The organism is Shewanella sp. SM20 (assembly GCF_025654545.1).
Lineage (GTDB): Bacteria > Pseudomonadota > Gammaproteobacteria > Enterobacterales > Shewanellaceae > Shewanella > Shewanella oncorhynchi.
The window spans coordinates 15,686-41,537 of record NZ_JAKKRK010000001.1 but is presented as its reverse complement, the minus strand read 5'-3'; the positions used below and the strand labels follow the sequence as shown (position 1 = coordinate 41,537).

General features: G+C 46.7%; 26 protein-coding genes. 21 read left to right on the top strand and 5 right to left on the bottom strand.

Annotated elements, in window-relative coordinates; genetic code table 11:
- Positions 1-171 precede the first annotated feature (171 nt).
- From L5M18_RS00190 to L5M18_RS00165, 6 genes are all read left to right on the top strand, one after another.
- Entirely contained in the window at positions 172-1,221 is a 1,050-nt protein-coding gene (locus L5M18_RS00190; RefSeq protein ID WP_028761469.1) for a PhoH family protein, read from the top strand.
- Positions 1,211-1,672, top strand: coding sequence for an rRNA maturation RNase YbeY (gene ybeY, locus L5M18_RS00185; RefSeq protein ID WP_105251690.1), 462 nt, complete (start codon positions 1,211-1,213; stop codon positions 1,670-1,672). Before L5M18_RS00190 ends, ybeY begins: the two co-directional genes overlap by 11 nt.
- A 40-nt stretch (positions 1,673-1,712) precedes the next feature.
- Positions 1,713-2,588 carry a CNNM family magnesium/cobalt transport protein CorC gene (gene corC / locus L5M18_RS00180; RefSeq protein WP_006082742.1) on the top strand — a complete coding sequence of 292 codons (876 nt, stop codon included), beginning with the start codon at positions 1,713-1,715 and terminating at the stop codon, positions 2,586-2,588.
- Between the two features lie 6 nt (positions 2,589-2,594).
- Positions 2,595-4,169, top strand: coding sequence for an apolipoprotein N-acyltransferase (lnt, locus tag L5M18_RS00175; protein WP_263195663.1), 1,575 nt, complete (start codon positions 2,595-2,597; stop codon positions 4,167-4,169).
- A 10-nt stretch (positions 4,170-4,179) separates the two neighbouring features.
- Positions 4,180-4,683: a Tfp pilus assembly protein FimT/FimU gene (locus L5M18_RS00170; RefSeq protein WP_263195662.1), complete on the top strand. Its 504-nt coding sequence runs from the start codon at positions 4,180-4,182 to the stop codon at positions 4,681-4,683.
- A 188-nt stretch (positions 4,684-4,871) separates the two neighbouring features.
- The gene (locus tag L5M18_RS00165; RefSeq protein ID WP_263195661.1) at positions 4,872-5,531 is read left to right on the top strand and encodes a class I SAM-dependent methyltransferase; all 660 of its coding nucleotides are present in this window, start codon (positions 4,872-4,874) and stop codon (positions 5,529-5,531) included.
- A 100-nt stretch (positions 5,532-5,631) separates the two neighbouring features.
- Here the strand turns inward: L5M18_RS00165 and L5M18_RS00160 are convergent, their stop codons facing one another.
- The gene (locus L5M18_RS00160; protein ID WP_219251193.1) at positions 5,632-6,132 is read right to left on the bottom strand and encodes a zinc ribbon-containing protein; all 501 of its coding nucleotides are present in this window, start codon (positions 6,130-6,132) and stop codon (positions 5,632-5,634) included.
- 121 nt (positions 6,133-6,253) lie between these two features.
- Here L5M18_RS00160 and leuS point away from each other — a divergent pair, with 121 nt between their 5' ends.
- The 14 genes from leuS (at position 6,254) to lipA (ending at position 20,416) form a co-directional block, all read left to right on the top strand.
- Complete coding sequence (leuS, locus tag L5M18_RS00155; protein ID WP_263195660.1) at positions 6,254-8,833, top strand: leucine--tRNA ligase; 2,580 nt, start codon at positions 6,254-6,256, stop codon at positions 8,831-8,833.
- A gap of 100 nt (positions 8,834-8,933) precedes the next feature.
- Positions 8,934-9,428: an LPS assembly lipoprotein LptE gene (gene lptE, locus L5M18_RS00150; RefSeq protein ID WP_012089938.1), complete on the top strand. Its 495-nt coding sequence runs from the start codon at positions 8,934-8,936 to the stop codon at positions 9,426-9,428.
- Positions 9,429-9,445: 17 nt separating this feature from the next.
- A complete protein-coding gene (gene holA / locus L5M18_RS00145) occupies positions 9,446-10,477 on the top strand; it encodes a DNA polymerase III subunit delta (protein WP_028761477.1) in 1,032 nt (343 codons plus the stop codon).
- 24 nt (positions 10,478-10,501) lie between these two features.
- A complete protein-coding gene (nadD, locus tag L5M18_RS00140; RefSeq protein WP_263195659.1) occupies positions 10,502-11,152 on the top strand; it encodes a nicotinate-nucleotide adenylyltransferase in 651 nt (216 codons plus the stop codon).
- 107 nt (positions 11,153-11,259) lie between these two features.
- Complete coding sequence (gene rsfS / locus L5M18_RS00135; RefSeq protein ID WP_006082751.1) at positions 11,260-11,589, top strand: ribosome silencing factor; 330 nt, start codon at positions 11,260-11,262, stop codon at positions 11,587-11,589.
- Positions 11,589-12,059 carry a 23S rRNA (pseudouridine(1915)-N(3))-methyltransferase RlmH gene (gene rlmH, locus L5M18_RS00130; RefSeq protein WP_006082752.1) on the top strand — a complete coding sequence of 157 codons (471 nt, stop codon included), beginning with the start codon at positions 11,589-11,591 and terminating at the stop codon, positions 12,057-12,059. Before rsfS ends, rlmH begins: the two co-directional genes overlap by 1 nt.
- 61 nt (positions 12,060-12,120) lie before the next feature.
- Complete coding sequence (gene mrdA / locus L5M18_RS00125) at positions 12,121-13,977, top strand: penicillin-binding protein 2 (protein ID WP_131523225.1); 1,857 nt, start codon at positions 12,121-12,123, stop codon at positions 13,975-13,977.
- Complete coding sequence (gene rodA, locus L5M18_RS00120) at positions 13,974-15,080, top strand: rod shape-determining protein RodA (RefSeq protein ID WP_028761480.1); 1,107 nt, start codon at positions 13,974-13,976, stop codon at positions 15,078-15,080. The genes mrdA and rodA overlap by 4 nt, the downstream gene beginning before the upstream one ends.
- Before the next feature lie 16 nt (positions 15,081-15,096).
- On the top strand, positions 15,097-16,173 hold the full coding sequence (mltB, locus tag L5M18_RS00115) for a lytic murein transglycosylase B (RefSeq protein WP_263195658.1): 1,077 nt from the start codon (positions 15,097-15,099) through the stop codon (positions 16,171-16,173).
- A complete protein-coding gene (locus L5M18_RS00110) occupies positions 16,157-17,002 on the top strand; it encodes a septal ring lytic transglycosylase RlpA family protein (protein ID WP_028761482.1) in 846 nt (281 codons plus the stop codon). The genes mltB and L5M18_RS00110 overlap by 17 nt, the downstream gene beginning before the upstream one ends.
- A gap of 141 nt (positions 17,003-17,143) precedes the next feature.
- Complete coding sequence (locus L5M18_RS00105; protein WP_028761483.1) at positions 17,144-18,319, top strand: serine hydrolase; 1,176 nt, start codon at positions 17,144-17,146, stop codon at positions 18,317-18,319.
- Between the two features lie 121 nt (positions 18,320-18,440).
- Positions 18,441-18,707, top strand: coding sequence for a DUF493 family protein YbeD (gene ybeD / locus L5M18_RS00100; protein ID WP_006082758.1), 267 nt, complete (start codon positions 18,441-18,443; stop codon positions 18,705-18,707).
- 93 nt (positions 18,708-18,800) lie between these two features.
- Entirely contained in the window at positions 18,801-19,454 is a 654-nt protein-coding gene (gene lipB, locus L5M18_RS00095; RefSeq protein WP_028761484.1) for a lipoyl(octanoyl) transferase LipB, read from the top strand.
- Positions 19,451-20,416, top strand: a complete 966-nt coding sequence (lipA, locus tag L5M18_RS00090; RefSeq protein ID WP_263195657.1) for a lipoyl synthase — start codon at positions 19,451-19,453, stop codon at positions 20,414-20,416. Before lipB ends, lipA begins: the two co-directional genes overlap by 4 nt.
- Before the next feature lie 164 nt (positions 20,417-20,580).
- Here lipA and rimI read toward each other — a convergent pair whose 3' ends face one another.
- Together rimI and L5M18_RS00080 are read right to left on the bottom strand one after the other, a co-directional pair.
- Entirely contained in the window at positions 20,581-21,168 is a 588-nt protein-coding gene (gene rimI / locus L5M18_RS00085) for a ribosomal protein S18-alanine N-acetyltransferase (RefSeq protein ID WP_411569261.1), read from the bottom strand.
- A gap of 47 nt (positions 21,169-21,215) precedes the next feature.
- Positions 21,216-21,581, bottom strand: coding sequence for a hypothetical protein (locus L5M18_RS00080; protein ID WP_263161870.1), 366 nt, complete (start codon positions 21,579-21,581; stop codon positions 21,216-21,218).
- Positions 21,582-21,824: 243 nt separating this feature from the next.
- On the opposite strand from L5M18_RS00080, the gene dpsA reads away from it, so the two are divergent.
- Entirely contained in the window at positions 21,825-22,292 is a 468-nt protein-coding gene (gene dpsA, locus L5M18_RS00075; protein ID WP_028761488.1) for a DNA starvation/stationary phase protection protein DpsA, read from the top strand.
- A gap of 93 nt (positions 22,293-22,385) precedes the next feature.
- On the opposite strand, the gene L5M18_RS00070 is transcribed toward dpsA, so the two are convergent.
- On the bottom strand, positions 22,386-23,642 hold the full coding sequence (locus tag L5M18_RS00070; protein ID WP_263195656.1) for a DUF1624 domain-containing protein: 1,257 nt from the start codon (positions 23,640-23,642) through the stop codon (positions 22,386-22,388).
- Positions 23,632-25,803, bottom strand: coding sequence for a TonB-dependent siderophore receptor (locus L5M18_RS00065; protein ID WP_263195655.1), 2,172 nt, complete (start codon positions 25,801-25,803; stop codon positions 23,632-23,634). The genes L5M18_RS00070 and L5M18_RS00065 overlap by 11 nt, the downstream gene beginning before the upstream one ends.
- Positions 25,804-25,852 lie beyond the last annotated feature (49 nt).

The window sequence follows — 25,852 nt, the reverse complement described above, 5'->3', positions numbered from 1 at the left end:
AAGAAGGGCGACTTAGTCGCCCTTTTGCTTTAACGCACTTTTATTTAAGTCTACCGAGGCAATTGCTATTTTCCGTTAGCAATTATCGGCTATGGCTCGTAAACTAAAATTATCTTGCGATGGTTAACCAACCTCGTACCTTGCTTTCTTATTCGCTATTGGGAGTGCTATTTGTCCAGTAAATTAACTACCATGAATCTGTATCTCGAACCCGCAGAAACACGCCGTTTGGCTTCACTGTGCGGTCCATTCGATGACAATATCAAGCAGATAGAACGTCGCGTTGGCGTTGAAATCGTCCGTAAGAACAATCATTTCCAGATCACCGGACTGCCACGCAATTGTTTAAGCGCCAACAACTTACTCAAAGAACTCTACATCGAGACCCAAACGGTGAAAGGCAGCACGCCCGATCTTGAGCCTGAGCAAGTCCATATCGCTATTCAAGCGGCCATTGCCCTAGAGCAAGCAGACGCTAACGACGACAGCGGTATTAATATCAAAACCCGCCGCGGTGTCATTAAGCCACGCAATCCGAATCAAAGCTTGTATGTAGCCAATATTACGCGTCACGATATTACCTTCGGTATCGGCCCTGCGGGAACTGGCAAAACCTACCTTGCCGTAGCAGCGGCAGTAGATGCGTTAGAGCGCCAAGAAGTGCGCCGCATTCTGCTGACTCGCCCTGCGGTGGAAGCGGGTGAAAAACTCGGTTTCTTACCTGGCGATCTCAGCCAAAAGGTCGACCCCTATTTGCGTCCGCTCTACGATGCGTTGTTCGAAATGCTTGGCTTTGAAAAAGTGGAACGCCTCATCGAGAAAAATGTAATAGAAGTGGCACCGCTTGCCTATATGCGCGGTCGTACCTTGAACGATGCCTTTATTATTCTCGATGAAAGCCAAAACACCACAATCGAGCAGATGAAGATGTTCCTTACCCGTATAGGTTTCAATTCCCGTGCGGTGATCACAGGCGATATCACTCAAACCGACTTACCTAAACATCAAAAGTCAGGGCTACGTCACGCGATTGAAGTGTTAAGCCAAGTCGAAGAAATCAGCTTTAACTTTTTTGTCTCCCAAGATGTAGTGCGCCATCCTGTGGTTGCCCGTATCGTTGAAGCCTATGAAGCCTTCGAGTTAAAAGAGCAAACCTTAAAAGCCAAAAAAGAAAGCCAGTACCAAAAGCAACAGCAGGAAGCCGCAACACATGAGTCTTGAGTTAGCCTTAGATATTCAACATGCCAGCACCAGTGAGTGGCTACCAACGGACGAACAATTCGCCCTTTGGGTCACTACCGCAATTGGCAATAGCATGGATGAAGCTGAATTAACCATACGTATCGTCGATAGCCGCGAGAGCCAAATGCTCAACAATACCTATCGCGGTAAAGACAAACCGACCAATGTACTGTCATTTCCCTTTGAAGCACCACCAGAAATTGAACTTCCTTTACTCGGAGATCTTGTCATTTGCGCGGCAGTCGTTGAAAATGAAGCCCGTGAACAACAAAAACCACTAGAAGCGCACTGGGCACACATGGTTGTACATGGTTGCTTGCATCTGCTAGGGTATGATCACATCGACGATGAAGAAGCCGAAGAGATGGAGTCATTAGAGACTCAACTCATTGAAAGCTTAGGTTTTACTGACCCATATAAGGAACAATAATTAGCTAAGATAATCCCTATCAAAAGCTAATGAGAAAACTATGAGTGACGATATCCCCCCGAGTACGAACGCCCACAAGAAAGGTTGGTTTGATAGAGTAAGTCAGCTATTTCAGGGCGAACCTCAAAATCGTGAAGATCTAGTCGATGTGATTGATGGTGCCGAGCAGCGCGATTTGATCACCCAAGACACCCGCGAGATGATAAAAGGTGTATTAGACGTTTCTGATATGCGTGTTCGGGATATCATGATCCCAAGAGCTCAAATTGTCGCCCTCCAGATAGATAACTCGGTCGAAGAGTTACTTGCGACTGTGATTGGTTCAGGTCACTCGCGCTTCCCCGTTGTTAACGAAGATAAAGACCATATCGAAGGCATATTGCTTGCCAAAGATTTGATCCCTTACGGTTTCTCCAACAGTGATGAGCCCTTCTCACTGGATCGCGTGATCCGTCCCGCCGTGGTTGTGCCCGAAAGCAAACGCGTCGATGTTCTGCTAAAAGAATTCCGCTCTCAACGCTACCATATGGCGATTGTGGTTGACGAGTACGGCGGCGTATCGGGACTCGTGACTATCGAAGATATTCTTGAAGAAATTGTCGGCGAGATTGAAGACGAATTCGACCACGATAGCACTGAAGAAACCGAGATCCGCAAAGTCGGTAACACGGTTTATATGGTTAAAGCTTTGACGCCAATCGAAGATTTCAACGAAGAATTCAACACTGAATTCAGCGATGAAGAGTTTGATACCGTCGGTGGCTTAGTCTCACACGCCTTTGGCCACCTGCCAGAACGTAACGAGAGCATCATCATTGAAGGCATAGAATTTAAAGTTATCAATGCTGACACTAGGCGTTTAATCCAACTCAGAGTTAAACTCCCCGATCCTAATACTGGCGAAGACGTAGAATAATCACTCGTGCTAAAAAAAATCCGGGCTTTTGCCCAACAACAGTCCCAACCTAGTGCTGTGAGACTCGTACTGGCATTTGCCCTTGGCGCCAGTACGGCGCTTTCATTTGCGCCCTATTCCATTTGGATAATCTATCCGTTTGCCATGGCTATTGCCCTCTGGCACAGCCGAACGCTGAGCGCTAAGGCAAGCTTTTACTATTGGTTAAGCTTTGGATTTGGCTGTTTTGCCGTAGGGATCAGCTGGGTTCACGTGAGCATGGATACCTTTGGTGGTATGCCGCTCATTGCCTCCGTTGGGTTAATGGCCTTGTTAGCCTTGTATTTAGCCTTGTATCCCGCGCTAACTGGTTTGGCGCTGGTTTGGTTAACTAAAACGCTGAGCCATGATGGTGAAACTCGATTTGGTCTTTGGCGTAATATCGCCTTATTCCCCGCATTATGGACCTTGACCGAATGGGCTCGTGGCTGGGTAATGACAGGCTTCCCTTGGTTATGGGCGGGTTACTCGCAAACTCAAGGGCCGCTAAAACCCCTTGCCAGCATCATAGGCACACTGGGAATAAGTTTTGTATTGGCCATGCTCGCTGGTGCATTAGCACTTTGTTTTACTAAGCGTTATAAGAGCTTACTGCTTTTACTGCCGCTCAGTATTCTGGCCGTGTGGACTGCGCCTAAACTTTGGGAGATTCATCCTACGGGTGAAAATGTTAAAGTGGCACTGGTGCAAGGCAATATTCCCCAAAGCATGAAGTGGGAACCCGATGCCCTGTGGCCGACACTGTTAAAATACATGGATTTATCCCGCGAACATCTGGATGCCGATATCATTATTTGGCCAGAAGCGGCAATTCCAGCGCCAGAATCTATGGTGCAGGACTTTTTAGATAACGCCAATAAAGTCGCCAATCTAAACCATACCTCAATTATCACTGGTATTATCAGCCATCAAAACAATGAGTTCTATAATTCATTGATTGTGCTCGGTAATCATAATCAGAAACAACAAGCAGGCCCTGACTATGAGGGCGATGGTAGCAATCAATTTAAGAAACACCATCTGTTGCCAATTGGCGAGTTTGTCCCCTTTGAAACGCTGCTGCGCCCGATAGCACCTTTCTTTAATTTGCCCATGTCGTCCTTTACACGAGGCGAATATCAACAGCCGAACCTCAGCGCCCTAGGCCATAAAATCGCGCCCGCGATTTGTTATGAAATAGCCTTTCCGGAACAGTTGCGCGACAACGTTAATCAAGGGACAGATATACTATTAACTGTCTCTAACGATGCATGGTTTGGTAGCTCAAATGGGCCATTACAGCATATGGAAATCGCTCAAATGCGCGCGGTTGAATTGGGTCGGCCTCTATTACGCTCAACCAACAATGGCGTGACAGCCATAGTCGATGAGCATGGCAATATCACAGCGTCATTACCACAGTTTGAAATAGGCGTGCTAAGTGCAACTATTCCATTAGTCACAGGACAAACTTGGTTTGCAAAATTAGGCCAAATGCCCCTACTGATACTCTGTGGTTTAATCGTTCTATTCGGTCTTGCCCGACGTTTTAAAGCGCAATAGGATTGAGGCCATGCATTACCAAGTCAATAAACAAGATGTGGCAGGTTTTACCTTAATTGAACTTGTCGTGGTGATTATTGTGCTTGGGATCTTGGCTGTGATCGCCGCGCCTAGATTTATCGGTTTAAGTAATGAAGCGCGGGTACAAACCTTAAACCAAGTACAGGCCAGCGTTAAAACAGCCAATATGCTAGCTTACTCAAAAACCCAAATGCCTAGCCTACTGAGCCAAGCGGTAGCTGGGCGCGATGATATTATTGATATCGACCTCAATGGTGATGGCACTCCAGATACGCGATTAAAATGGGGTTACCTCGATAATACTGATGTGGAAAAATGGATCACATCAGATGATAAACTTATCATCCAATATCAAGGCATTGATATCACTTATATAGGCTACGATCTTAACAACAATTCCTTAGTGAATGATGACCAATGCTATTTCCGCTACACCCAAGCCAGCGATGCCAGCACTGCGCCGCAATATGATATCAACACCCAAGGTTGTTAGGCTGACACTCAGTTAACCTGTGTTATCACGCAATTGTCTGCGAATACATTAGGCTGATTGCGCGTTCCACGTTAAGGTGAACGATTAGACGTGGCCTTATACCAATCACAGTAACTGTGTCTGCATAGCCAATATGATTGGTACCATCACCTCGTTCCTTAACCAAGGTACACAGTCAAGGCAACTCTATGGCACAGCTTCGCGTGCGCTACCAAACCCACGAATTTGGGGATCTCGACATTCATGTCAGAACCCTAAGAAATAACCAAGAATTTGAAGACCTAGATGGCAAAGCTGAAAAGCTCGGTATTTCCTCCGCAACTTGGCCATTATTTGGCATAGTTTGGCCGTCTAGCCAAGTGCTCTCGCACCACATGGCAGACTACAAGATTGGCAATAAACGCATTCTTGAAGTTGGCTGCGGTATAGGGCTGGCAAGTCTAGTGCTAAACCACAGACATGCCGACATCACAGCAACCGACTATCACCCCGAGTCGGAAAATTTCCTTAAGCAGAATGTCGATTTAAATCATGGTCGTGCGATTCCGTTTGTTCGAACAGGATGGGCAGATGCACAAACTAATTTAGGTTTATTTGATCTCATTATCGGCAGCGATCTCTTGTACGAACAAGAACATGCCGATCTCTTATCACAATTTATTGAGCAGCATGCTAAACCAATTTGTGATGTAGTCTTAGTCGATCCAGGCCGTGGTAATCATGCAAAATTCAGTAAACGTATGGTCACCTTAGGTTACGAACACACGCAACATAAACCCATTCACACTGAATTTTTATTGGCGCCCTTTGGCGGTCAAATCCTCAACTACTCTCGTACCAACAGTTGATACAGCCTAATTAATGCAAATATGAGCCATTTAGGTCTAATAGAACTCTAAAAAAACGACGCTGAGGCGTCGTTTTAGCTGCATAACATCATCACCTTGATTAAGGCGTTAGCGGCTCGCGGGTAAATTCTTCATGATCACACTCTGGACAATCTGGGATGGGACTTGGAAATTCAATACTCATTTCATTACCACAGTTAGTGCACACCATGATGCCCTGATTCACTATGTCACCACTCTTGTAGTAGCCTTGGTGCTTAAAATCTTGCGTTAACTCATGCCATTCGACTTGGCTGCGGTCGGTAATTTCACTGAGCCAATGCCAAAGCGTATTCTCTAAAGTAATCACGGTTGGGCTATGACTCAAACTATCCGCGTTCTGCTCACGGAGAAAACTCGTAATATCACGCTTTAAGAATTGTTCGACTAAAGCGAGTTCATCTTCCCCAGCCTGTTCTTTAAGACGTAAATACTCCTTACCTTGAGTGACAGAATTGAATAAGTTCTTTACAGTCATAGTGTTATCTTCTTCAAATTGAGATTTCACTTCGGTAATTAAGGCTTGATACAGTCCTAGTAACGCGTTACTTCTATCATTCATAACCAATACTCCTTCATACGAACCTTTTTAATGCATCGCTTCTAGTTTATTCTATGCAGATCTTACTCGCGCTGATATGGCGTTAGATCCAATAATAGGCGGCACTGCCGGAAATAGAGTGATGCAAGAGCAATATAATCCCTCAGAAATTGAAGCCTTAGTGCAAAAGCACTGGCATGACAACAAAACCTTCGAAGTCACTGAAGACGCAAACAAAGAAAAGTTTTATTGCCTTTCGATGTTTCCGTATCCTTCTGGCAGACTCCACATGGGACACGTACGCAACTATACCATAGGTGACGTAGTTGCACGCTTTCAACGTCTTCAAGGCAAAAACGTGCTCCAGCCTATTGGTTGGGACTCATTTGGCCTGCCCGCAGAAAATGCCGCAATTAACAACAAGACTGCGCCTGCACCATGGACCTATGAAAACATAGAATACATGAAGAACCAGCTGAAATTGCTGGGTTTTGGTTACGATTGGAGCCGTGAAATCGCCACTTGTACCCCTGAATATTATCGCTGGGAACAATGGTTCTTCACTAAGTTGTACGAGAAGGGCCTAGTCTATAAAAAGACAGCTTCAGTCAACTGGTGTCCAAACGATGAAACCGTACTGGCGAACGAGCAAGTTCAAGACGGTTGCTGCTGGCGCTGTGATACCCCTGTAGAACAAAAAGAAATTCCACAGTGGTTTATTAAGATCACTGCCTATGCAGAAGAATTGTTAAACGATATCGATACCTTAGATGGCTGGCCTGAACAGGTTAAGACCATGCAGCGCAACTGGATTGGTCGCAGCGAAGGTGTGGAAATGACCTTCGGCGTCGCAGGTCACGATAAAACCTTCGATATCTATACCACGCGTCCAGATACCTTAATGGGCGTGACCTATGTGGCGATTGCCGCAGGTCATCCATTAGCTGAAATCGCCGCGCAAACGAATCCTGAGCTTGCCGCCTTTATCGATGAGTGCAAAAACAGCACAACATCAGAAGCCGAACTCGCGACAATGGAAAAACGCGGTGTCGCTACAGGGCTTTTCGCCATTCATCCTATCACTGGTAAGCAAGTCCCGATTTGGGCAGCTAACTTTGTGTTGATGAACTATGGCACAGGCGCTGTGATGTCAGTTCCAGGCCACGACCAACGTGACTTTGAATTTGCAAAAAAATATGGTCTAGCAATTGAGGCTGTGATCAAGCCAGTTGATGGCGACGTCGACATTAGCGAAGCCGCTTATACCGAAAAAGGCGTACTGTTTAACTCGGGTGAGTTTGACGGTTTAGACTTTGAAGCGGGCTTTAATGCCATCGCTAATAAGTTAGTCGCCGAAGGTAAAGGCAAGCGCCAAGTCAACTATCGTCTGCGCGATTGGGGTGTTTCACGTCAGCGTTACTGGGGCGCGCCAATTCCTATGGTGACCTTAGCCGACGGCACTGTGATCCCAACGCCAGCAGATCAACTGCCAGTATTGCTGCCAGAAGATGTCGTGATGGACGGTATTCAAAGCCCAATCAAGGCCGATAAAGAATGGGCGAAAACCCAAGTTAATGGCCAAGATGCGCTGCGCGAAACCGATACCTTCGATACCTTTATGGAATCCTCTTGGTATTACGCCCGTTACTGCAGCCCGCATGCAGACGAAATGTTAGATCCCGCTAAAGCCAACTACTGGCTACCTGTGGATCAATACATTGGCGGTATCGAACACGCTTGTATGCATTTGTTATATTTCCGCTTCTTCCACAAGTTGCTGCGTGATGCAGGTCTGGTTAACTCTAACGAGCCAGCCAAACAATTGCTGACCCAAGGCATGGTGTTGGCCGATGCTTTCTACTACATCAACGAAAAAGGCGCCCGTGTATGGGTTTCGCCTTTAGATGTAGCGACTACAGAAAAAGACGACAAGGGCCGTATTACTAAGGCTATCGACAAAGACGGCAACGAGCTGGTTTATACCGGCATGTGCAAGATGTCTAAGTCGAAAAACAATGGTATCGATCCTCAAGTCATGGTCGAAAAATACGGCGCCGATACGGTTCGCCTATTTATGATGTTCGCCTCACCACCAGAATTAACTCTGGAATGGCAAGAGTCTGGCGTTGAAGGCGCACACCGCTTCATTAAACGTCTGTGGAAGCTTGCAAGCGAGTATATCGCCCAAGACAACAGCGAAGCCTTAGATGTCAGCAAGTTAACAAGCGAGCAAAAAGCGCTGCGCCGTGAGGTCCACAAGACGATCGCGAAAGTGACCGACGATATCGGCCGCCGTCAGATGTTCAACACTGCGGTTGCCGCCGTGATGGAACTGATGAACCATCTGCAAAAAGCGCCACAAATGACAGGCCAAGACAACGCCATTATCGGCGAAGCCTTATCCGCCATAGTGCGTTTGCTGTACCCTATCATTCCACATGTGAGCTTTAACCTGTGGAACGAGCTAGGTAATGCGAGCAACATCGAAGACAGCCAATGGCCAGTCGTTGATGAAGCTGCGCTAGTTGAAGACAGCAAGCTCATCGTTGTGCAAGTTAACGGTAAAGTTCGCGCAAAAATCACAGTAGCAGCCGACGCTGATAAAGAATCAGTAGAAGCCTTAGGCATGAGTGATGAACACGTGATCAAATACCTAGACGGCCTGACAGTACGTAAAGTGATCTATGTGCCGGGCAAACTGCTCAGCATAGTGGCCAATTAACGGCTGCTAATAACTCGCTATACTCAAAGCCAATGAAGTTGCAGCATAGCTGCAACTTCAAGTCAGCAGGGTATACCACGAATAGGAAACCGCGAAATCTATGCTAATCAAACGCATATGCTTCGCAATCATGGCACTGGTCATTATGACCAGCGCTGGTTGCGGTTTTAAGCTTCAACGCAGTTATCAGATCCCTGATGCCCTCAATCATTTGAGTTTGAGCAGTGTGGATGAATACAGTGAACTCACTCGTTTGGTGCGTGAACGCCTGCGCTTGAACAATATCCAAGTTGTCGACGCCGCAGATAATGTTCCAGTATTAAGATTAATCACCGACTCCCTTGAACGCTCGACCTTATCTTTGTACCCCACAGGTAACGTCGCCGAGTATGAGCTAATTTATTTAGTTGAATTTGCTGTGGCATTGCCGGGCAAAGAAGCGCAGCCTTTCAAGGTTGAAATTCGCCGCGACTACTTAGACGATCCACGTACCGCATTGGCAAAGAGCCGTGAAATGGAATTGCTGACGAAGGAAATGCGTATCCAAGCTGCCGATCGTATTCTGCAGGCAATGGCCAGTACTGAGGTGAATTAATGCGGGGCTATCATTAAATGAGAGTCTATCCAGACCAACTCTCCCGCCACCTTAACCAGTTATTTCCTTGTTATCTGATTTTTGGGGATGATCCTTGGTTGATTGAAACCACCAAAGATCAGATCCGCCAATTCGCCAAGCGTCAGGGATTCGATGAAAAAGTCCAACTCATTCAAGAGACGGGCTTTAATTGGAACGATCTGACTCAGGAATGGCAGGCCATGAGCCTGTTTTCCAGTAAACGCTTGATTGAGCTAACCCTTCCCCAAGCTAAGCCCGGTGCCGAAGGCTCAAGCACACTGCAAGCCCTATTGCAGACGCCCAATCCCGATATGCTGTTAATTATCGAAGGGCCAAAGCTCGCCACAGAGCAAACCAACAGTAAATGGTTTAAGACCTTAGATGCCCATGGCATGTATCTGCCCTGCGCCACGCCAGAGGGCGAGCAGTTTATGCGCTGGCTCGATGGCCGCATCAAGCACTTTAAGCTCAATCTACAGCCTGATGCCCGTGCTATGTTGCATTCTCTGTATGAAGGGAATTTACTGGCTGCCGATCAAGCCATGCAGTTGCTGCAACTCCTGAGCCCAGCAAAACCCGTCAGTGCCGACGAACTGGGCCACTATTTTGAAGATCAGTCGCGCTTCACCGTATTCCAACTCACGGATGCATTATTGAATAATAAACAGGATAGCGCGCAGCACATGCTGGCCCAACTCAATGGCGAAGGCACTGCCTTACCTATCCTGCTGTGGGCCTTGTTTAAAGAACTCGGTTTGTTATTCAATTTGAAATGCGAGCAAGCCCAAGGCGTTGCGCTCAGTGCACTCTGGGGTAAACATCGAATTTGGGATAAACGTAAACCACTGTATCAAGCGGCGCTGCAACGACTCAGCCTTGAACAACTCGAACATATGCTCGCCCTCGCCTCGAAACTTGAGCTCAACTTAAAGCAACAGGGGAAAGAGGATTGGACTGGTCTGAGCCACCTGTGTCTGTTATTTGATCCTAGAGCCCATCGGCATCTGGCACATATAGCCATAGACTAATCATAGGTTAACCAAAGGCTTGATATGCGTATTGGTATTTTAGGCGGCACCTTCGACCCGATACACTATGGTCATATCCGTCCGGCGATTGAAGTGAAACACGCATTAGCCTTGGATAAAATCCTGCTAATGCCGAACCATATTCCGCCCCATAAACAGCAGCCCAACTTAACCACGGCGCAGCGGCTTAACATGGTTGCCGATGTCTGCTCGCAGCTTGACGGCTTTGCACTGTGCGACATCGAAGCCAAACGCGACACGCCTTCCTACACAGTGGTCACCCTTGAGCAACTGAAAGCCTTACATCCTGAAGACGAGCTGTTTTTTATCATGGGGATGGACTCTTTCCTCCAATTAAAAAGCTGGTATGAGTGGCAACGCCTATTCGACTTTGCCCATCTCGTTGTCTGTCAGCGCCCGGGTTGGCAGCTCGATACAGAGCATCCTATGCAGCAGATATTGACGGCCCGCAGTCAAGCGCCACAAGGGACAGTGGAAGGTCGTACTAGCAGTCTCCATAAAAACTATGGGCAGATTTTCCCTGTGACAATTACGCCACAGGATATTTCCTCAACTCAAATCCGCGAACAACTGGCAAAAGGCGAAATGCCCACCGATTTACTTATGCCCGTCACGCTAGATTACATCAAAAATCAACGACTTTACTTACCTTAGCTCGAACCGTAAGCAGATATCGCCAACTCAACTGCCAATGACAATGTATTCCCAGCAGCAACACTGGTATACTACCGCGCTATTTAAAATTAATGAGGTACGCCAGCGTGCAGAGCGCGGAATTAAAACAGTTTGTTGTCGACAAGATCGACGACTTGAAAGCCAGAGACGTTGTTGTTCTGGATGTCAGCAAGCAATCTAACATCACTGACTACATGGTCATATGTTCAGGTACATCAAAGACTCACGTTAAAGCTATCGCCGAAAACCTTGTGGTTGAAGCGAAAAAAGCCGGTATTCCACCTTTAGGTGTTGAAGGCCGCGAAAGCAGCGAATGGGTTCTTGTGGACATGGGCGATGTGATCCTGCACGTTATGCAAGATCAAACCCGTGATTTCTACCAGCTTGAAAAGCTCTGGTCAGAAAAGCAAGACTGATGAAGTTACAGCTCATCGCAGTAGGAACACGGATGCCCGATTGGGTTACCCGTGGTTTCGAAGAATACCAGCGCCGTTTTCCCCGTGATATGGCGCTGGAGCTTATCGAAATACCCGCTGGAAAGCGGGGGAAAAATGCCGACATTGTCCGGATACTTCAAAAAGAAGGCGAACAAATGTTGGCGGCCATTCCCAAAGGCAATCATATTGTTAGCTTAGATCTCCCCGGCAAAAACTGGACGACCCCCGAGCTAGCAACCGCGCTGACTAAATGGCAACTCGATGGTCGCGACGTCAGTTTACTGATTGGTGGACCTGAAGGATTAGCGCCAGCTTGCAAAGAAGCGGCAAACCAAAGTTGGTGTCTTTCGGCATTAACCTTACCTCACCCACTCGTACGGGTGGTGGTTGCCGAAAGTTTGTACCGCGCGTGGAGCGTGAACACGAATCACCCCTACCATAGAGAATAGCGGGATCTTGATGTTAACGAGTGTCAACCACCCGTCATGGGATCAGCCGGAGATAGCATAAGTGTCGCCAAAAAAGCGGATAACAATGCATGATCACGCCGCCGAGGCGTCTCTTTTTAAGCGCAGGGCGCTTTTCACTTTTTTTTGCGTTTTCGCTCTATTTTGCGTATTAGTCACCAACCTTTATCATTTACAGGTTGAATCCTATAAAGATTATGCAACTCGCTCAAATGATAATCGCATCCGTGTTGTTCCAATTGCCCCTAGTCGTGGTCTCATTTACGATCGCAACGGTATACTTTTAGCTGAAAATTTACCCTTTTATTCCCTCGATCTCGTGCCCGAAAAAATCAGTAACATGTCAGAGACCTTAGATGAACTCGGCAAGTTAATTGAGATCAGCGATGACGAGCGCGAAACCTTTACTGACGCCCTGAAATTTCATCGCCGTTTCAAACCGCTAACACTCAAAAACCAGCTCACCGAAGAGCAAGTGGCCATTTTCAGTGTTAACCAACACAGATTTCCGGGGATTTCGGTCGAAGCGGGTCTTAAACGTAACTATCCCTACGGCGCGCAAATCACCCATGTGCTGGGCTATGTAGGTAAAATTAACACCCGAGATCGCGCCCAACTTGAACGCAGCGATCTGTGGAAAAACTATGCGGCAACCAAAGACATTGGTAAGCAAGGCATTGAAAAATTTTATGAATCTTTGCTGCATGGTAAACCCGGACACTTAGAAGAAGAAGTGAACAACCGCGGCCGCGCCATTCGCACCTTAAAAATTGTGCCGCCAGAGCCGGGGCAAGATATTTACCTCACCTTAGATCTCAAGCTGCAACAAAAAGCGGTGGAACTACTCACAGGTCTGCGTGGTTCTATTGTTGCCATCGATCCCCGTGACGGTGGAGTATTAGCTATGGTATCGAGCCCAAGCTATGATCCAAACCAGTTTGTACAAGGCATTAATAGTAAAGATTACAGTGCGTTACTCAATGATAAATCCCGCCCCTTGATCAACCGCGCGACTCAAGGTCAATATGCACCTGCGTCTACCATCAAGCCTCACCTCGCACTGTTAGGCCTTGATGAGAAAGCCATTAGCGAGAGTACCCGAGTGTGGGATCCCGGTTTTTGGCAAATTCCCGGTGTTGAACGTAAATACCGCGACTGGAAACGCTGGGGGCATGGCTGGGTCAACGTTTATAGCGCGATTGTAGAATCCTGCGATACCTTTTTCTATGAGTTAGCCTATAAGGTCGGTGTCGATCATATCGCCCGCTTTATGGAGCAATTTGGCTTTGGTCAAAATACAGGGATTGATATCTTTGAAGAATCGGCTGGCAACATGCCATCCAAGGAATGGAAACGCTTAAAGTACAATCAAGCTTGGTATATAGGCGACACCATTTCCGTCGGTATTGGACAAGGTTATTGGACGGCAACGCCATTACAACTCGCTAATGCCGTTGGGATTATGGCCAACAAAGGCCGCCGTCTCCCGCCACATCTGCTGAGATCCATTAAAGACAATACCGCCAAAATTGACTCACCGATTAATGAGTTACCACCAATTGAACTTAAAAATCCCCGTAACTGGAACATCATCAACGAAGCTATGCGCCAAACCGCAAATAAGTCACGCTTTACCGATGCCACCTACACTGCCGCAATGAAAACCGGTACTGCACAGGTCATCGGCGTGGCGGAAAATACGAAATACGATGCCAGTAAAATTGCCGAACATTTCCGCGATAATGCTTTAGTTGTGGCCTATGCGCCCTTCGAGGATCCTAAAATCGTCCTCGCCGTCGTGATGGAAAACGCAGGTTGGGGCGGCGCAAATGCTGGCCCAGTCGCTCGAGCTATGCTCGATGAATATATGCTTAGAGATACTTGGAAACCCATACCATGAGTACCCATAGCCAATATCAAAACATCTGGCAACGCTTGCACATAGACTTGCCATTATTGCTCGGACTATTAGCTGTGATGGGCTTTGGCCTGTTTGTCATCTATTCTGCCAGCGGTGCAGATTTAGAGATGATGGAACGACAACTATTCCGTATGGTGTTGTCGCTAGGCATCATGTTTACCATGGCACAAATCAATCCTGAAGCGCTTAAACGTTGGGCATTACCCATTTATCTTGCGGGGGTTGTCTTGCTGCTTGGGGTACACTTTTTCGGTGAAATCAATAAAGGCGCGCAGCGCTGGTTGAACTTAGGCTTTATGGAGTTCCAACCCTCAGAGCTTATTAAACTCGCCTTCCCCATCACTATGGCTTGGTATATCAGTAAGTTCCCTCTTCCCCCCAAGAAACGTTACCTCGCTGGCGCAGGAGTGATTTTACTCGTACCAACCCTATTGATCGCTAAACAACCCGACTTAGGCACCTCAATTTTGGTGGCTGCATCGGGGATTTTCGTGCTGTTTTTATCGGGCATGAGCTGGATTATTGTTGGCAGCTTTATCGCAGCAGTACTCGCCTTCCTGCCTATCCTTTGGTATTTCTTGATGCACGATTACCAAAGAACGCGGGTATTAACCTTGCTCGATCCAGAGCAAGATCCCCTCGGCGCGGGTTATCACATTATCCAGTCGAAAATCGCCATCGGCTCAGGTGGGCTTTGGGGCAAAGGTTGGCTCGAAGGCACTCAATCACAGCTTGAGTTTATTCCCGAGCGCCATACCGATTTTATCTTTGCGGTGATCGGTGAAGAATTTGGTTTAATTGGCAGTATCTTACTGTTAATTATGTACCTTTACATCATAGGCCGTGGGTTAGTCATCGCCTCCCGCGCACAAACCAGTTTCGCTCGTCTACTGGCTGGCAGTATCACGCTGACGTTTTTCGTTTATGTTTTTGTGAATATTGGCATGGTTTCAGGTATCCTGCCCGTGGTAGGTGTACCACTGCCCCTTGTCAGTTATGGTGGAACCTCCATGCTGACATTGATGACAGGGTTTGGCATTCTTATGAGCATTCATACCCATAGACGTTTCGTAGATAGATAATTTTAGGGACTTTTTTATGCCTACTCTCCGAGCTTATTTGGCTCCACTCGGTTTACTGTGTTTAAGTTCATGCTTAGTCGCATGCACTACGGCAAATGAACCGACACCCGCGCAGGCACCCGCTTCAAGCACCCCAGTGGCTCCCGCAGTGGATAAAGTACTAGTACCCGCAACTCCCGCTGAGCTCAAAGAAGAGTTTATCCAAGCTCAAGTAAAACAAGGTGTTACTCGGACAGAAGTGCTCGCTTTTCTAGACAAAGCAAAATACAACCAAGGGGTTATCGATGCGATGACCCGTCCATGGGAAGCAAAACCTTGGCATGTGTATTACCCGATTTTTTTAACAGAAAAACGTCTTGATGCTGGGCTCGCTTTTTGGAAAAAACACGAGAAAACCATTGCTAAAGCGGCGGCTAAGTACCAAGTCGACCCACAGATTATCGTCGCCATTATTGGGATTGAAACCTTCTACGGGCAGTTCACTGGTAATTACCCTGTGATTGATTCCCTCTATACCTTAGGTTTTCACTATCCGCCTCGCGCCACCTTTTTCCGCAAGGAATTTGGTGAGTTGATGAAATTAGTCAAAGAAGAACACTTAGATATCAATACCCTCAAAGGCTCCTATGCGGGTGCCATGGGTTATGGACAGTTTATTCCCTCAAGTTACCGCCATTACGCCGTCGATTTCGATAACAGTGGTAACCGCGATTTATTGCAAAGCCCAGAGGATGCGATTGGCAGTGTCGCCAATTATTTCCATGAACACGGTTGGCAAGCCAATGCACCCGTTGCTTTGCCGCTAGTCAATAGCAGCCAAACAGCGCCAAAAGCGAAAGTATGGGCAGGCGAAAAGCTCAATTATAAAGTCGCCAATATTCTAACGCCAACCTTGTCCTTGGCTGATGCGAGGGACTTGGATGTCTCGCAAAAAGCCTTACTCATTAAACTGGAACAAGCCGATCACGATGATTATTGGCTTGGCTTAAGCAATTTTTATGTAATCACTCGCTATAATCGCAGTCCTTTGTATTCAATGGCCGTTTATCAATTTAGCCAACAATTAAAGGAACAGCATGCCGCTAAAAAATAATCTTTTACAGCTTGTCGCTTTGGTTGCGTGCTTCACACTTGTTGCGTGTTCTTCGAGTCCAAACCAAGCTAGCTCCAGCACAAACAAAAAAAATATGGACCCCAACAAGGGGCGCTATTCGCTAAAGAATGACAAGTTGCCACTCAATCCACCCAATGTGGACCATGTGCCAAATGCCACGCCTAAATACGAACCCTATAGTCGCCGCGGTAACAAGCCCTATACGGTTTACGGCGAGTCTTACACTGTGATGAACACAGGCCAAGGTTTTAGTGAAACGGGCCGTGCCTCATGGTACGGTGAAAAATTTCATGGCTATGAGACATCCAATGGCGAACCCTATGACATGTATTCCATGTCAGGTGCCCATAAAACGCTGCCACTGCCAAGTTATGCTCGGATCACTAACTTAGATAACAATAAGCAAGTGATCATTCGCATCAACGATCGCGGGCCATTCCACTCAGACCGTATTCTCGACGTCTCCTACGCCGCCGCCTATAAACTCGGCATGCTCGGCAAAGGAACCGCGCGGATCAAACTCGATGTGGTGTATGTCGGCAGTGTCGCGGCCACTAATTCGGCTATTGCCAGCGCGCAAGATACAGGTAATCATTACATTCAGTTAGTCGCATCGAAAGATAAAGCCAAACTCAATACCATGGCGAAAAATCTGGAGCGAAAATATCAGGTAAAGACCCGTGTACAAGCCGCAAACAATATGTTTAGACTACAGCTCGGCCCCATAGGCCAACCTGAGTTAGCAGAAAAACTGCTCAATAACGTCCAGCAAAATGGGTTTCCTGAGGGCTATATAGTCCATGAGTAATGACTGTTTGCTCGGACCAGAATTGATTTAAAAATAGAGATGAAGGAACCTTCACTAAAACCCACAGTCAGAAAGTGGTACACTGTTGGAGATCTTCTCGAATCCTTTCCATTTAATACAACCAAAAGACGTGCCAAGTTAATGATGAATTTTGTAAAAAGTCCCATTAAAACATTGCTGCTAATTTCCAGTGTGTCTCTCCCCGTTTATGCTGCGCAGCCTATTATTACACCTGATGCACCAGCAGTGGCCGCCAAGGCTTTCGTCTTGATGGATTATAATTCGGGCCAGATTATCGCTGAGAGTAACGCTTATGAAAGCCTTAACCCAGCCAGCCTAACTAAAATGATGACCAGCTATGTCATAGGTCAAGAAATCAAAGCGGGCAATGTCTCGGTCGATGATGATGTGACTATCAGTAAAAATGCCTGGTCTAAAAACTTCTCTGACTCATCGAAGATGTTCATTGAAGTTGGAACTACCGTTAAAGTCGGGGATTTAAACCGCGGTATCATCATCCAATCGGGTAACGATGCGTGTGTAGCTATGGCAGAGCATATCGCTGGCACCGAAGGCGCCTTCGTTGACATGATGAACTCATGGACAAAACAGCTGGGTATGCGTGATAGCTACTTCGAAAACTCCCATGGATTAGACTCAGAAAACCACAAAACAACTGCCTATGATATGGCATTGTTAGGTGCAGCCTTAATCCGCGACGTTCCAGAAGAATACCGCATCTATAGCGAAAAATTTTATACCTTCAACGGTATCAAACAATATAACCGTAATGGTTTGTTGTGGGATAACAGCATGAGCGTGGACGGTATCAAGACAGGCCACACCTCTGGTGCAGGTTACAACTTAGTCGCATCTGCAACCAAAGACGGCATGCGTTTGATTTCTGTGGTTCTGGGTACTCAAAGTGAATCAGCCCGTAAAGCTGAAAGTAAAAAGTTACTGACCTATGGCTTCCGTTTCTTTGAAACTGTCACGCCTTACAAAGCGGGTGATAGCTTCACAACCCAACAAATATGGTACGGTGACAAGAGCACTGTTGATTTAGGCGTCGCAACTGATACACCTATTACGATCAGCCGTGGCCGCGGTAAAGACTTGAAAGCAAACTTCGAATTGACTAAGCCATTAGATGCACCGTTGAAAAAAGGTGAAACTGTAGGCCGTCTATTCTTCCAACTAGATGGTAAAGACATTGCCCAGTTCCCACTGGTGACGTTGCAAGAAGTCAACGAAGGTAGCTGGTTTAGTAAATTAGTCGATTACTTTAAGCAGATGTTTTCTGGATGGTTTAGCTAAGCTAAGTCCCATAAATAAAGCCACCTTAGGGTGGCTTTATTTTTTTGGGGAGTGCATCGCCCTTGAATCGGGTATAATCGCCACCATATATATCCCAATATAGCCGCTAAGAGTACTGAGTATGTTAGACACTAAATTTGATGAACTGATGGATTTCCCTTGCGCATTTCCTTTTAAGGTCGTCGGTGAAGCCCACGAAACGCTAACTGACAAAGTCGTGGCTGTGGTACAAAAACATGCACCGGGTGATTATTCACCTTCGACAAAAACGTCGAGCAAAGGTAGCTATCACTCCATTACTATCCGCGTGACAGTGACCAGCAAAGACCATATCGAAATTTTGTACACTGAACTTGCCGCCATCGAAGGCGTACGCCGCGTACTATAAATATTCCTCAAGGCCATGAAATGTGATCTGTCTTACATTTATGGTCAAGAGGCGTATAATAGCGCCACTCAATTCTAAGGGGAGAGGTTGCCCTTGCAAGACACGACTTTGCACATTCGGCATCTTGGAAAACAAGATTACGAATCAGTGTGGCATGCCATGCAGCACTACACTGACACGCGTAATAGTGAGAGCCCAGATGAGCTGTGGATAGTAGAACACCCCCCCGTGTTTACCCAAGGCCAAGCTGGTAAAAGCGAGCATATTTTGAATGCTGGCGATATTCCTGTGATCCAAGTGGACCGTGGTGGCCAAGTCACTTACCACGGCCCTGGACAACTAGTGGTATATCCTCTTCTCGACATAAAACGTAGTAAAGTCGGCGTGCGTCAACTCGTTACTCATATAGAGCAAAGCATTGTCGATATGCTCGCCAAGTACGACATTAACGCTTATGCCAAGGCCGATGCGCCGGGCGTATATGTGGATGAACGTAAAATTGCCTCCCTCGGATTACGCATTCGTAAAGGCTGTTCATTCCATGGATTAGCCCTTAATGTCGATATGGATTTAGCACCATTTCGCCGCATCAACCCTTGTGGTTATGCCGGTCTTGAAATGGTGCAATGCAAAGCACTTGGCGGACCACAAACCGTGATTGAAGCGGGCGAGCAACTTACTATTACTTTTAGCCAATTACTGGGCTATCAACACCTAGTTCATCATCAAGGATTAGCAGCGTCATGAATAGGCCTGAACGTTTACAACCCGGAGTAAAACTAAGAGATGCCGATAAAGTGTCTCGTATTCCGGTCAAAATCGTCCCATCAGAGCGCGACACTATGTTGCGTAAACCCGATTGGTTACGGGTTAAACTGCCGGCATCGAATCAACGCATTTTAGACATCAAGCAAGCGCTGCGTAAAAATGGCCTGCACTCTGTCTGTGAAGAAGCCTCTTGCCCTAACCTCGCGGAATGCTTCAACCACGGTACAGCAACCTTTATGATTTTGGGTGCGATTTGTACTCGTCGTTGCCCATTCTGCGACGTGGCCCATGGTCGTCCGCTTAAGCCTGATGCTGAAGAGCCAGTTAAATTGGCGCAAACTATCCGCGATATGAAGCTAAAATATGTGGTGATTACCTCTGTAGATCGTGACGATTTACGTGATGGTGGCGCCCAGCATTTTGCTGATTGTATCCGTGAGATCCGCAAACTTAATCCGGACATCAAGATCGAAACCTTAGTGCCTGATTTCCGTGGTCGTATCGATGCTGCCTTAGATATTTTATCGACTGAGCCGCCTGATGTGTTTAACCACAACTTAGAAACGGCGCCCATGCATTATCGTAAAGCGCGCCCAGGTGCGAATTACCAATGGTCGCTCGATCTGCTAAAACGCTTTAAAGAACGTCATCCAAATGTGCCCACTAAATCAGGCCTGATGATGGGACTGGGTGAAACCAACGAAGAGATCGCTCAAGTACTGCGTGATCTGCGTGAACATAAAGTTGAAATGCTGACCTTAGGCCAATACCTACAGCCGTCTAAGTTCCATTTGCCGGTTGAACGTTATGTGCCACCAGCCGAGTTTGATGAGCTTAAAACCTTAGCCGATGAGTTAGGTTTTACCCATGCAGCCTGTGGCCCATTAGTGCGCTCAAGCTACCATGCGGACCTGCAAGCCCAAGGTAAAGAAGTGAAATAACCTCTTGCTTAGATGCAGAGCTTAGGTGATGTAGAGTTCAGGGTTATTAAAATAGAAAAACAGCGCCTTAGGCGCTGTTTTTTATTGGCTGTTTTTTATGACTGTTGTTTATGAAGAGTGGTTCGTATAGCTGTCGTTTTACGACATGAATGCTAATGCTCAGCTTATTCTTGGGTTATCGCTAAATCCATCAAGATAGCATCTTCTTTACCGCCGTCTATCGGGTAGTAACCTTTACGTCGTCCCGACTCAATAAAGCCAGCCTGTTGATATAAAGCACGGGCGGCAAGATTAGACTCTCGCACTTCTAACATAAGCACCACAGCGCCCGATACCTTGGCCGATGCCATCACAGCCTTGAGTAATAACTTACCATAACCTTTGCCCTGCTGACTCGGTAATAGGCAAATATCCAATAAAGTCACTTCATCGATAATTTGCTGCACTATCGCAAACCCTAAGAGTCCTTCGACGTGATAAGTATCTGAATCCGAAGCGACGTCAATATTTGCCTCAGTATTTGCATCTACCTCTAAGTGAGCACTCAACTTTAAACCTAGGACACGGTACAAGTGACCAAAACAATCGGCAAGATTCCCCTCACTCATGGGATGGCTATGGGCCAAGGATTCAAGCTGCGCCATTTGGGGAACATCTTCAAGCGTGAGAGCCACAAGCTCAACAGGCAAACCTGCGGTCAATTGTGCTACAAATTGTGTTGTGAATAGACTATCTACTGGTGGGATGTTCAACGCTGGTATTCCAATGTATTGGTTATTAATGTATTTACGAGTAGAGCTTAAGACTTGCTTGGCGCTTGGCCGCTAACTTGATCTCGCCATTGGTAAATCTGCTGCCAGAGCGCGCTTTTAGCCTGCCAACCCACCAATAAATCGGCCAACGGCTCAGACACTAACCATGCGGTACGTGGCCTAACTTTTTGACGTCGCAGATCCCAAACGATCTGTTTACCCGTATGGGGCTCACAGTCAAAATCACATTCGTCACGCTTTATGTCGATAAGCGTTAGCACTGCGTCAATAAGCGGCTCTGCTTCTGGTAACTCACCGTTTTCATCCCAAATCACTAAATAAGGTTTCACCTTAGTGTCGCGCACTCGCCAAGTTGTCACATTCATGGCGGTTAAATAGGCTGATTTATTCATTAGGGTCAGTTTTATTCAATTAAAGTATCGACTCACAATATGCCGCTAGGATAGCAGTTCTGCCATGGCATTGTTACTGCAGCACGGCGAAAGGAGATGATATCTGGCTTTATCGCTTACGAGATTTAACACTCGGAAGTTCAATCGAATTTATAGATTTACAAAATCTAATTTACTCATTTTACATTTAATATCAGAAGATTAGACTAAACACACTCAGTAAGACAATAGAAGGAAAACGCCATGATTAACATAGGTATCAATCAAGCTCACAGAGAAGAAATCGCCGCAGGGCTAAACCAACTATTGGCTGACAGCTACAGTCTTTACCTTAAGACCCATAGCTTTCACTGGAACGTTACTGGCCCAATGTTCACTAGCTTACACTTGCTATTTGAACAGCAGTATACCGAACTTGCCCTTGCGGTCGACCTTATCGCAGAGCGTGTACGTGCATTAGGCGCCAGAGCACTCGGCTCATATTCAGCCTATGCCGCGCTGACCGAGATAAAAGAAGATCAAGGTGTCACTCAAGCCGAAACCATGATCCGCGAACTATTAAGCGATCAGGAGCTAGTGATCCGCAATGCCAGAGCCTTGTATCCGCTGGTGAATCAAGCGAATGATGAGGCGACTGCGGACTTGCTCACCCAACGCATCCAACTGCATGAGAAAAACGCTTGGATGTTACGCAGCTTACTCGCAGAATAATCGCTAAATAGATTATTGCTCTGACCAAAGCAAAAAGTCGCCAAGTAAACACTTGGCGACTTTTGCCTTTAAAGCTTGATCACGCAAAACAGATTAGAGGTACTTAATCCAAGCCTGAGTGCTGTGCTTTTTATACTCGCTAAATCGCTTAACGGGATAATATAATGCGATGGCTAACACGCCCGCGATAAACCAAACCCATCCTATATTGCTCACGCCAAAGTACTCACCATGGTTTGCGCCAAAGATGAATTTCGCTAAAGTATAAAGCAGTAACAGCACATACAAATGTAAGATATAGAAGAACATAGGGACTGATCCAAACACAGACAACCCATGGCCCACTCGCGCTAATCCCCCTCCCACTTTCCCACTTGATGCAAAATACCGCTCAAAGGCCACTAAGCAAAAGAACATGCCGCCTAAGGTCACCAGTAAAAAGCTTAATGATGGCGGGTATTTCGTTAAATTGAATACCGACATCAAGGTTTCACCTAAATGTGCTCCCGACTGCCAAGGCAAGGTTTCGCCATAAAGGTTAAACCCACGTAGCACCGCAAAAAGTACCCAACAGCTGATCCCTAAAAACAGCAGCTTTTGCTGGCGAGCCGATGCATCAAGATGGCTTCCGTTCGGTTTATTACTAAAAAGTGGCCCTGCAACATAACCCAGTAAAATCACCCCAATCCAAGGCAGCACGGGATAACTCACCTTAACCCTAAGCGCACCTTCGCTGACGAGATAACCGCGGTCGTGCAATATAGTCCACAGACCGTAAGCCCCCTCATTGGGCTGAAAACCAATTGGCGTCAACAGATTATGGCCAAAAACAATCGCAAATCCTAAAAGGGCCATCCAAGGTCTAGGCAGGTTTATCAGCGCAGCGAGCGCTAACATACTCAGACCAATCACCCAAATCACCTGTAACCAAAGGGTGTAATAGCTGACCATCCAAGAGAGGTTAGAGAAGTTAATCACTAAAATTTCCAGTGCGATTAAAAACAGCCCGCGTTTAATCAAAAACATACGTGCTGAACGTGGCTCGCCATGGCTACGATTGGCATAAAGCCATGCAGAAACCCCGGTTAAGAACACAAAGACCGGCGCACAAAAATGGGCGGCAAAGCGACTAACAAAAAGCCCCCAAGAGGTCGAACTCAAATCCATAGGATCGCTCACCTGCATGTGAAAGAAAAACCGCTCCCGCACATGGTCGAGTAACATGATAAGCATCACGGCGCCGCGCATCATATCGATACTATTAATCCGGGTGCGGCCAATAGAACGACCCAATTCTTGCTCGGCAAAACCTGAAGATAACGCTGGATTAGCACTGATATTAGAATTCATAGCTGACACTCACTTTAATGCTACGTGGCTCACCCGGCACGGCCCAAAGAGCGGAATAGCTACTCGCGATGTAATGCTCATCCAGTAAGTTATCCAGATTCACTCCAAGGCTTAAGTTATCGCTTAAGTGGGTGTTCATAAACAACCCAACTAACTGATAAGAAGGCAATTGAAAGCTAGGATCGGCAGAATCGCCGAGGCGCGAATCCACATAACGCCAGCTAAGCCCTAGATGACCATCAATAGAAAGCCTATTCAAATCCTGTTTCAGAATCACACTCGCGGTATGCTTTGGCACATTCACCAGTGGACTGCCTGCAGGAATGAGCACGCCCCAATCAGGATTCAAGCTGTCATTGGCGGTACGGGTATTAAGATAGGCATAGGATAATTTTGCTTGTAAATCCTCTGTCAGTTCAGCGGCTAAATCGAGTTCAACCCCGCTACTTTTAGCTTTACCTAAGGTGGCAGAAAAACCAACATTGATAGGATCTGAGGTCAAGATATTGCTCTTTTGGGCATCGAACACGGCTAAACTACCGTTTATAGGAAGATCGTTTAACCAAGTACCATTAAACTTCATCCCCAGTTCAACCGACTGACTCTCTTCCGCTTCGAAGGGCTGACCCGCAAAGTCAGTTCCAGAAAGCGGTAAAAAGCCTTCAGAATAAGAGCTATAGAAACTTAAGGCATCGGACCATAAATACACCAGACCCACCTTGGGGCTGACTCGACTATCGGTTTGTTCTGACAGAGTATCTTTCGCGACTTCACTGATATCTTGCTGATAACTATCGAACCTTAGCCCAAGGTGCAACTTCCACTTTTCTGTTAAATCCATTTGATCTTGCAGATAGGTCCCCCACGCTTTTTGAGTCTCGTTATTCTCATACAACAAACTCACCTCTGGCTGAGGCCCACCGTATTGAGGGGTATAGATATCGATGGCGTATTCACCTTTTTTGCCCCGATAACGATACAGTCCCGTCTTCAAATTGTAGTGATAGGCATCGGCACCAAGCAGCAAATTATGACGGATAAAACCCGTATCCACATGACCACTTAACTCTAGACGCAGTGAATTATCCTCGGAGGCATAATCTCGGTATCTGTGCTGCCGGGTAAGCGTGCGACCATCATTAAATAGCGATTGCCGACCCTTTGCCAACTCGGCATCGGACGAATAGCCCTTCAAGCTAGAATCGCGATAGTTATAGCCCGCGGTTAATGACCAATCATCATTTAATTCATAGTCATAGGTCAGCTGGTGTCCAGTGGCATTGACCACAGTTGCGCCATCATTAGGCTCACCTAAATAACGCGAGCGTGGCACAGTATTTATATCGTTGTTGAGCACAATAATGCCGCGATCGAATAACTGTTCTTGCTTGAGGTATTCCATTTCATAAAGTAACGAGGCTTTATCGGAAATCTGCCAACGCACTGACGGCGTGACGATTTTTTTATCGCTGAACACATAATCACGAAAACTATCGTATTCCTGCCACGCGCCATTAATCCGAAATGCCAAGTTGTCGGTTAAACCTGAGGTTACATCTCCTTCTAATCGATATTGATCGAAACTTCCTGCCGACGCCTTTAAGTAACCACTGGTTTCATATTGGGGTTTCTTAGTGACGATATTAACTGTGCCACCGGGCTCCGAGCGGCCATAAAGTGCCGAACCTGGGCCTTTTAAAATCTCGACATAGGCAACGTTTGATAAATCTCTATGACCACTAAAACCTCGGCCACCATTAAATCCATTAATTAAATACCCCGATGGCATGTTTTCGTTGCCCGGAAAGCCGCGTAGGGAAAAACTATCCCATAAGCCGCCGCCATTATTTTGCCGCGCCACACTCGCGGAATAGTCCAGTACATCTTGAAACCGCGTCAGCCCCGCATCTTTTATCAATTGCTCGTCTAACACACTGATCGCTTGGGGAAGTTCAGTTGAGGACACATTGCCACGATAGGCTTGGCGATAGTGGATACTTAAACGTTCAATGTCAGTGTCAAGCACTGCGTCACTTACAGTATCAATAGCTTGTGAACTCGATTGACTGCTTTCTGCGGCCAACAGCATTGAAATAGGATTGAGCACAAACAAGGCGCCCAGCAACAGCGCAGTGCGCTTAGGGACATAAAAAGAAGTCATTTTCACTCCGAAAATAAACAGCATCGGCGCCTTAGCTAAGCCAAGGCGC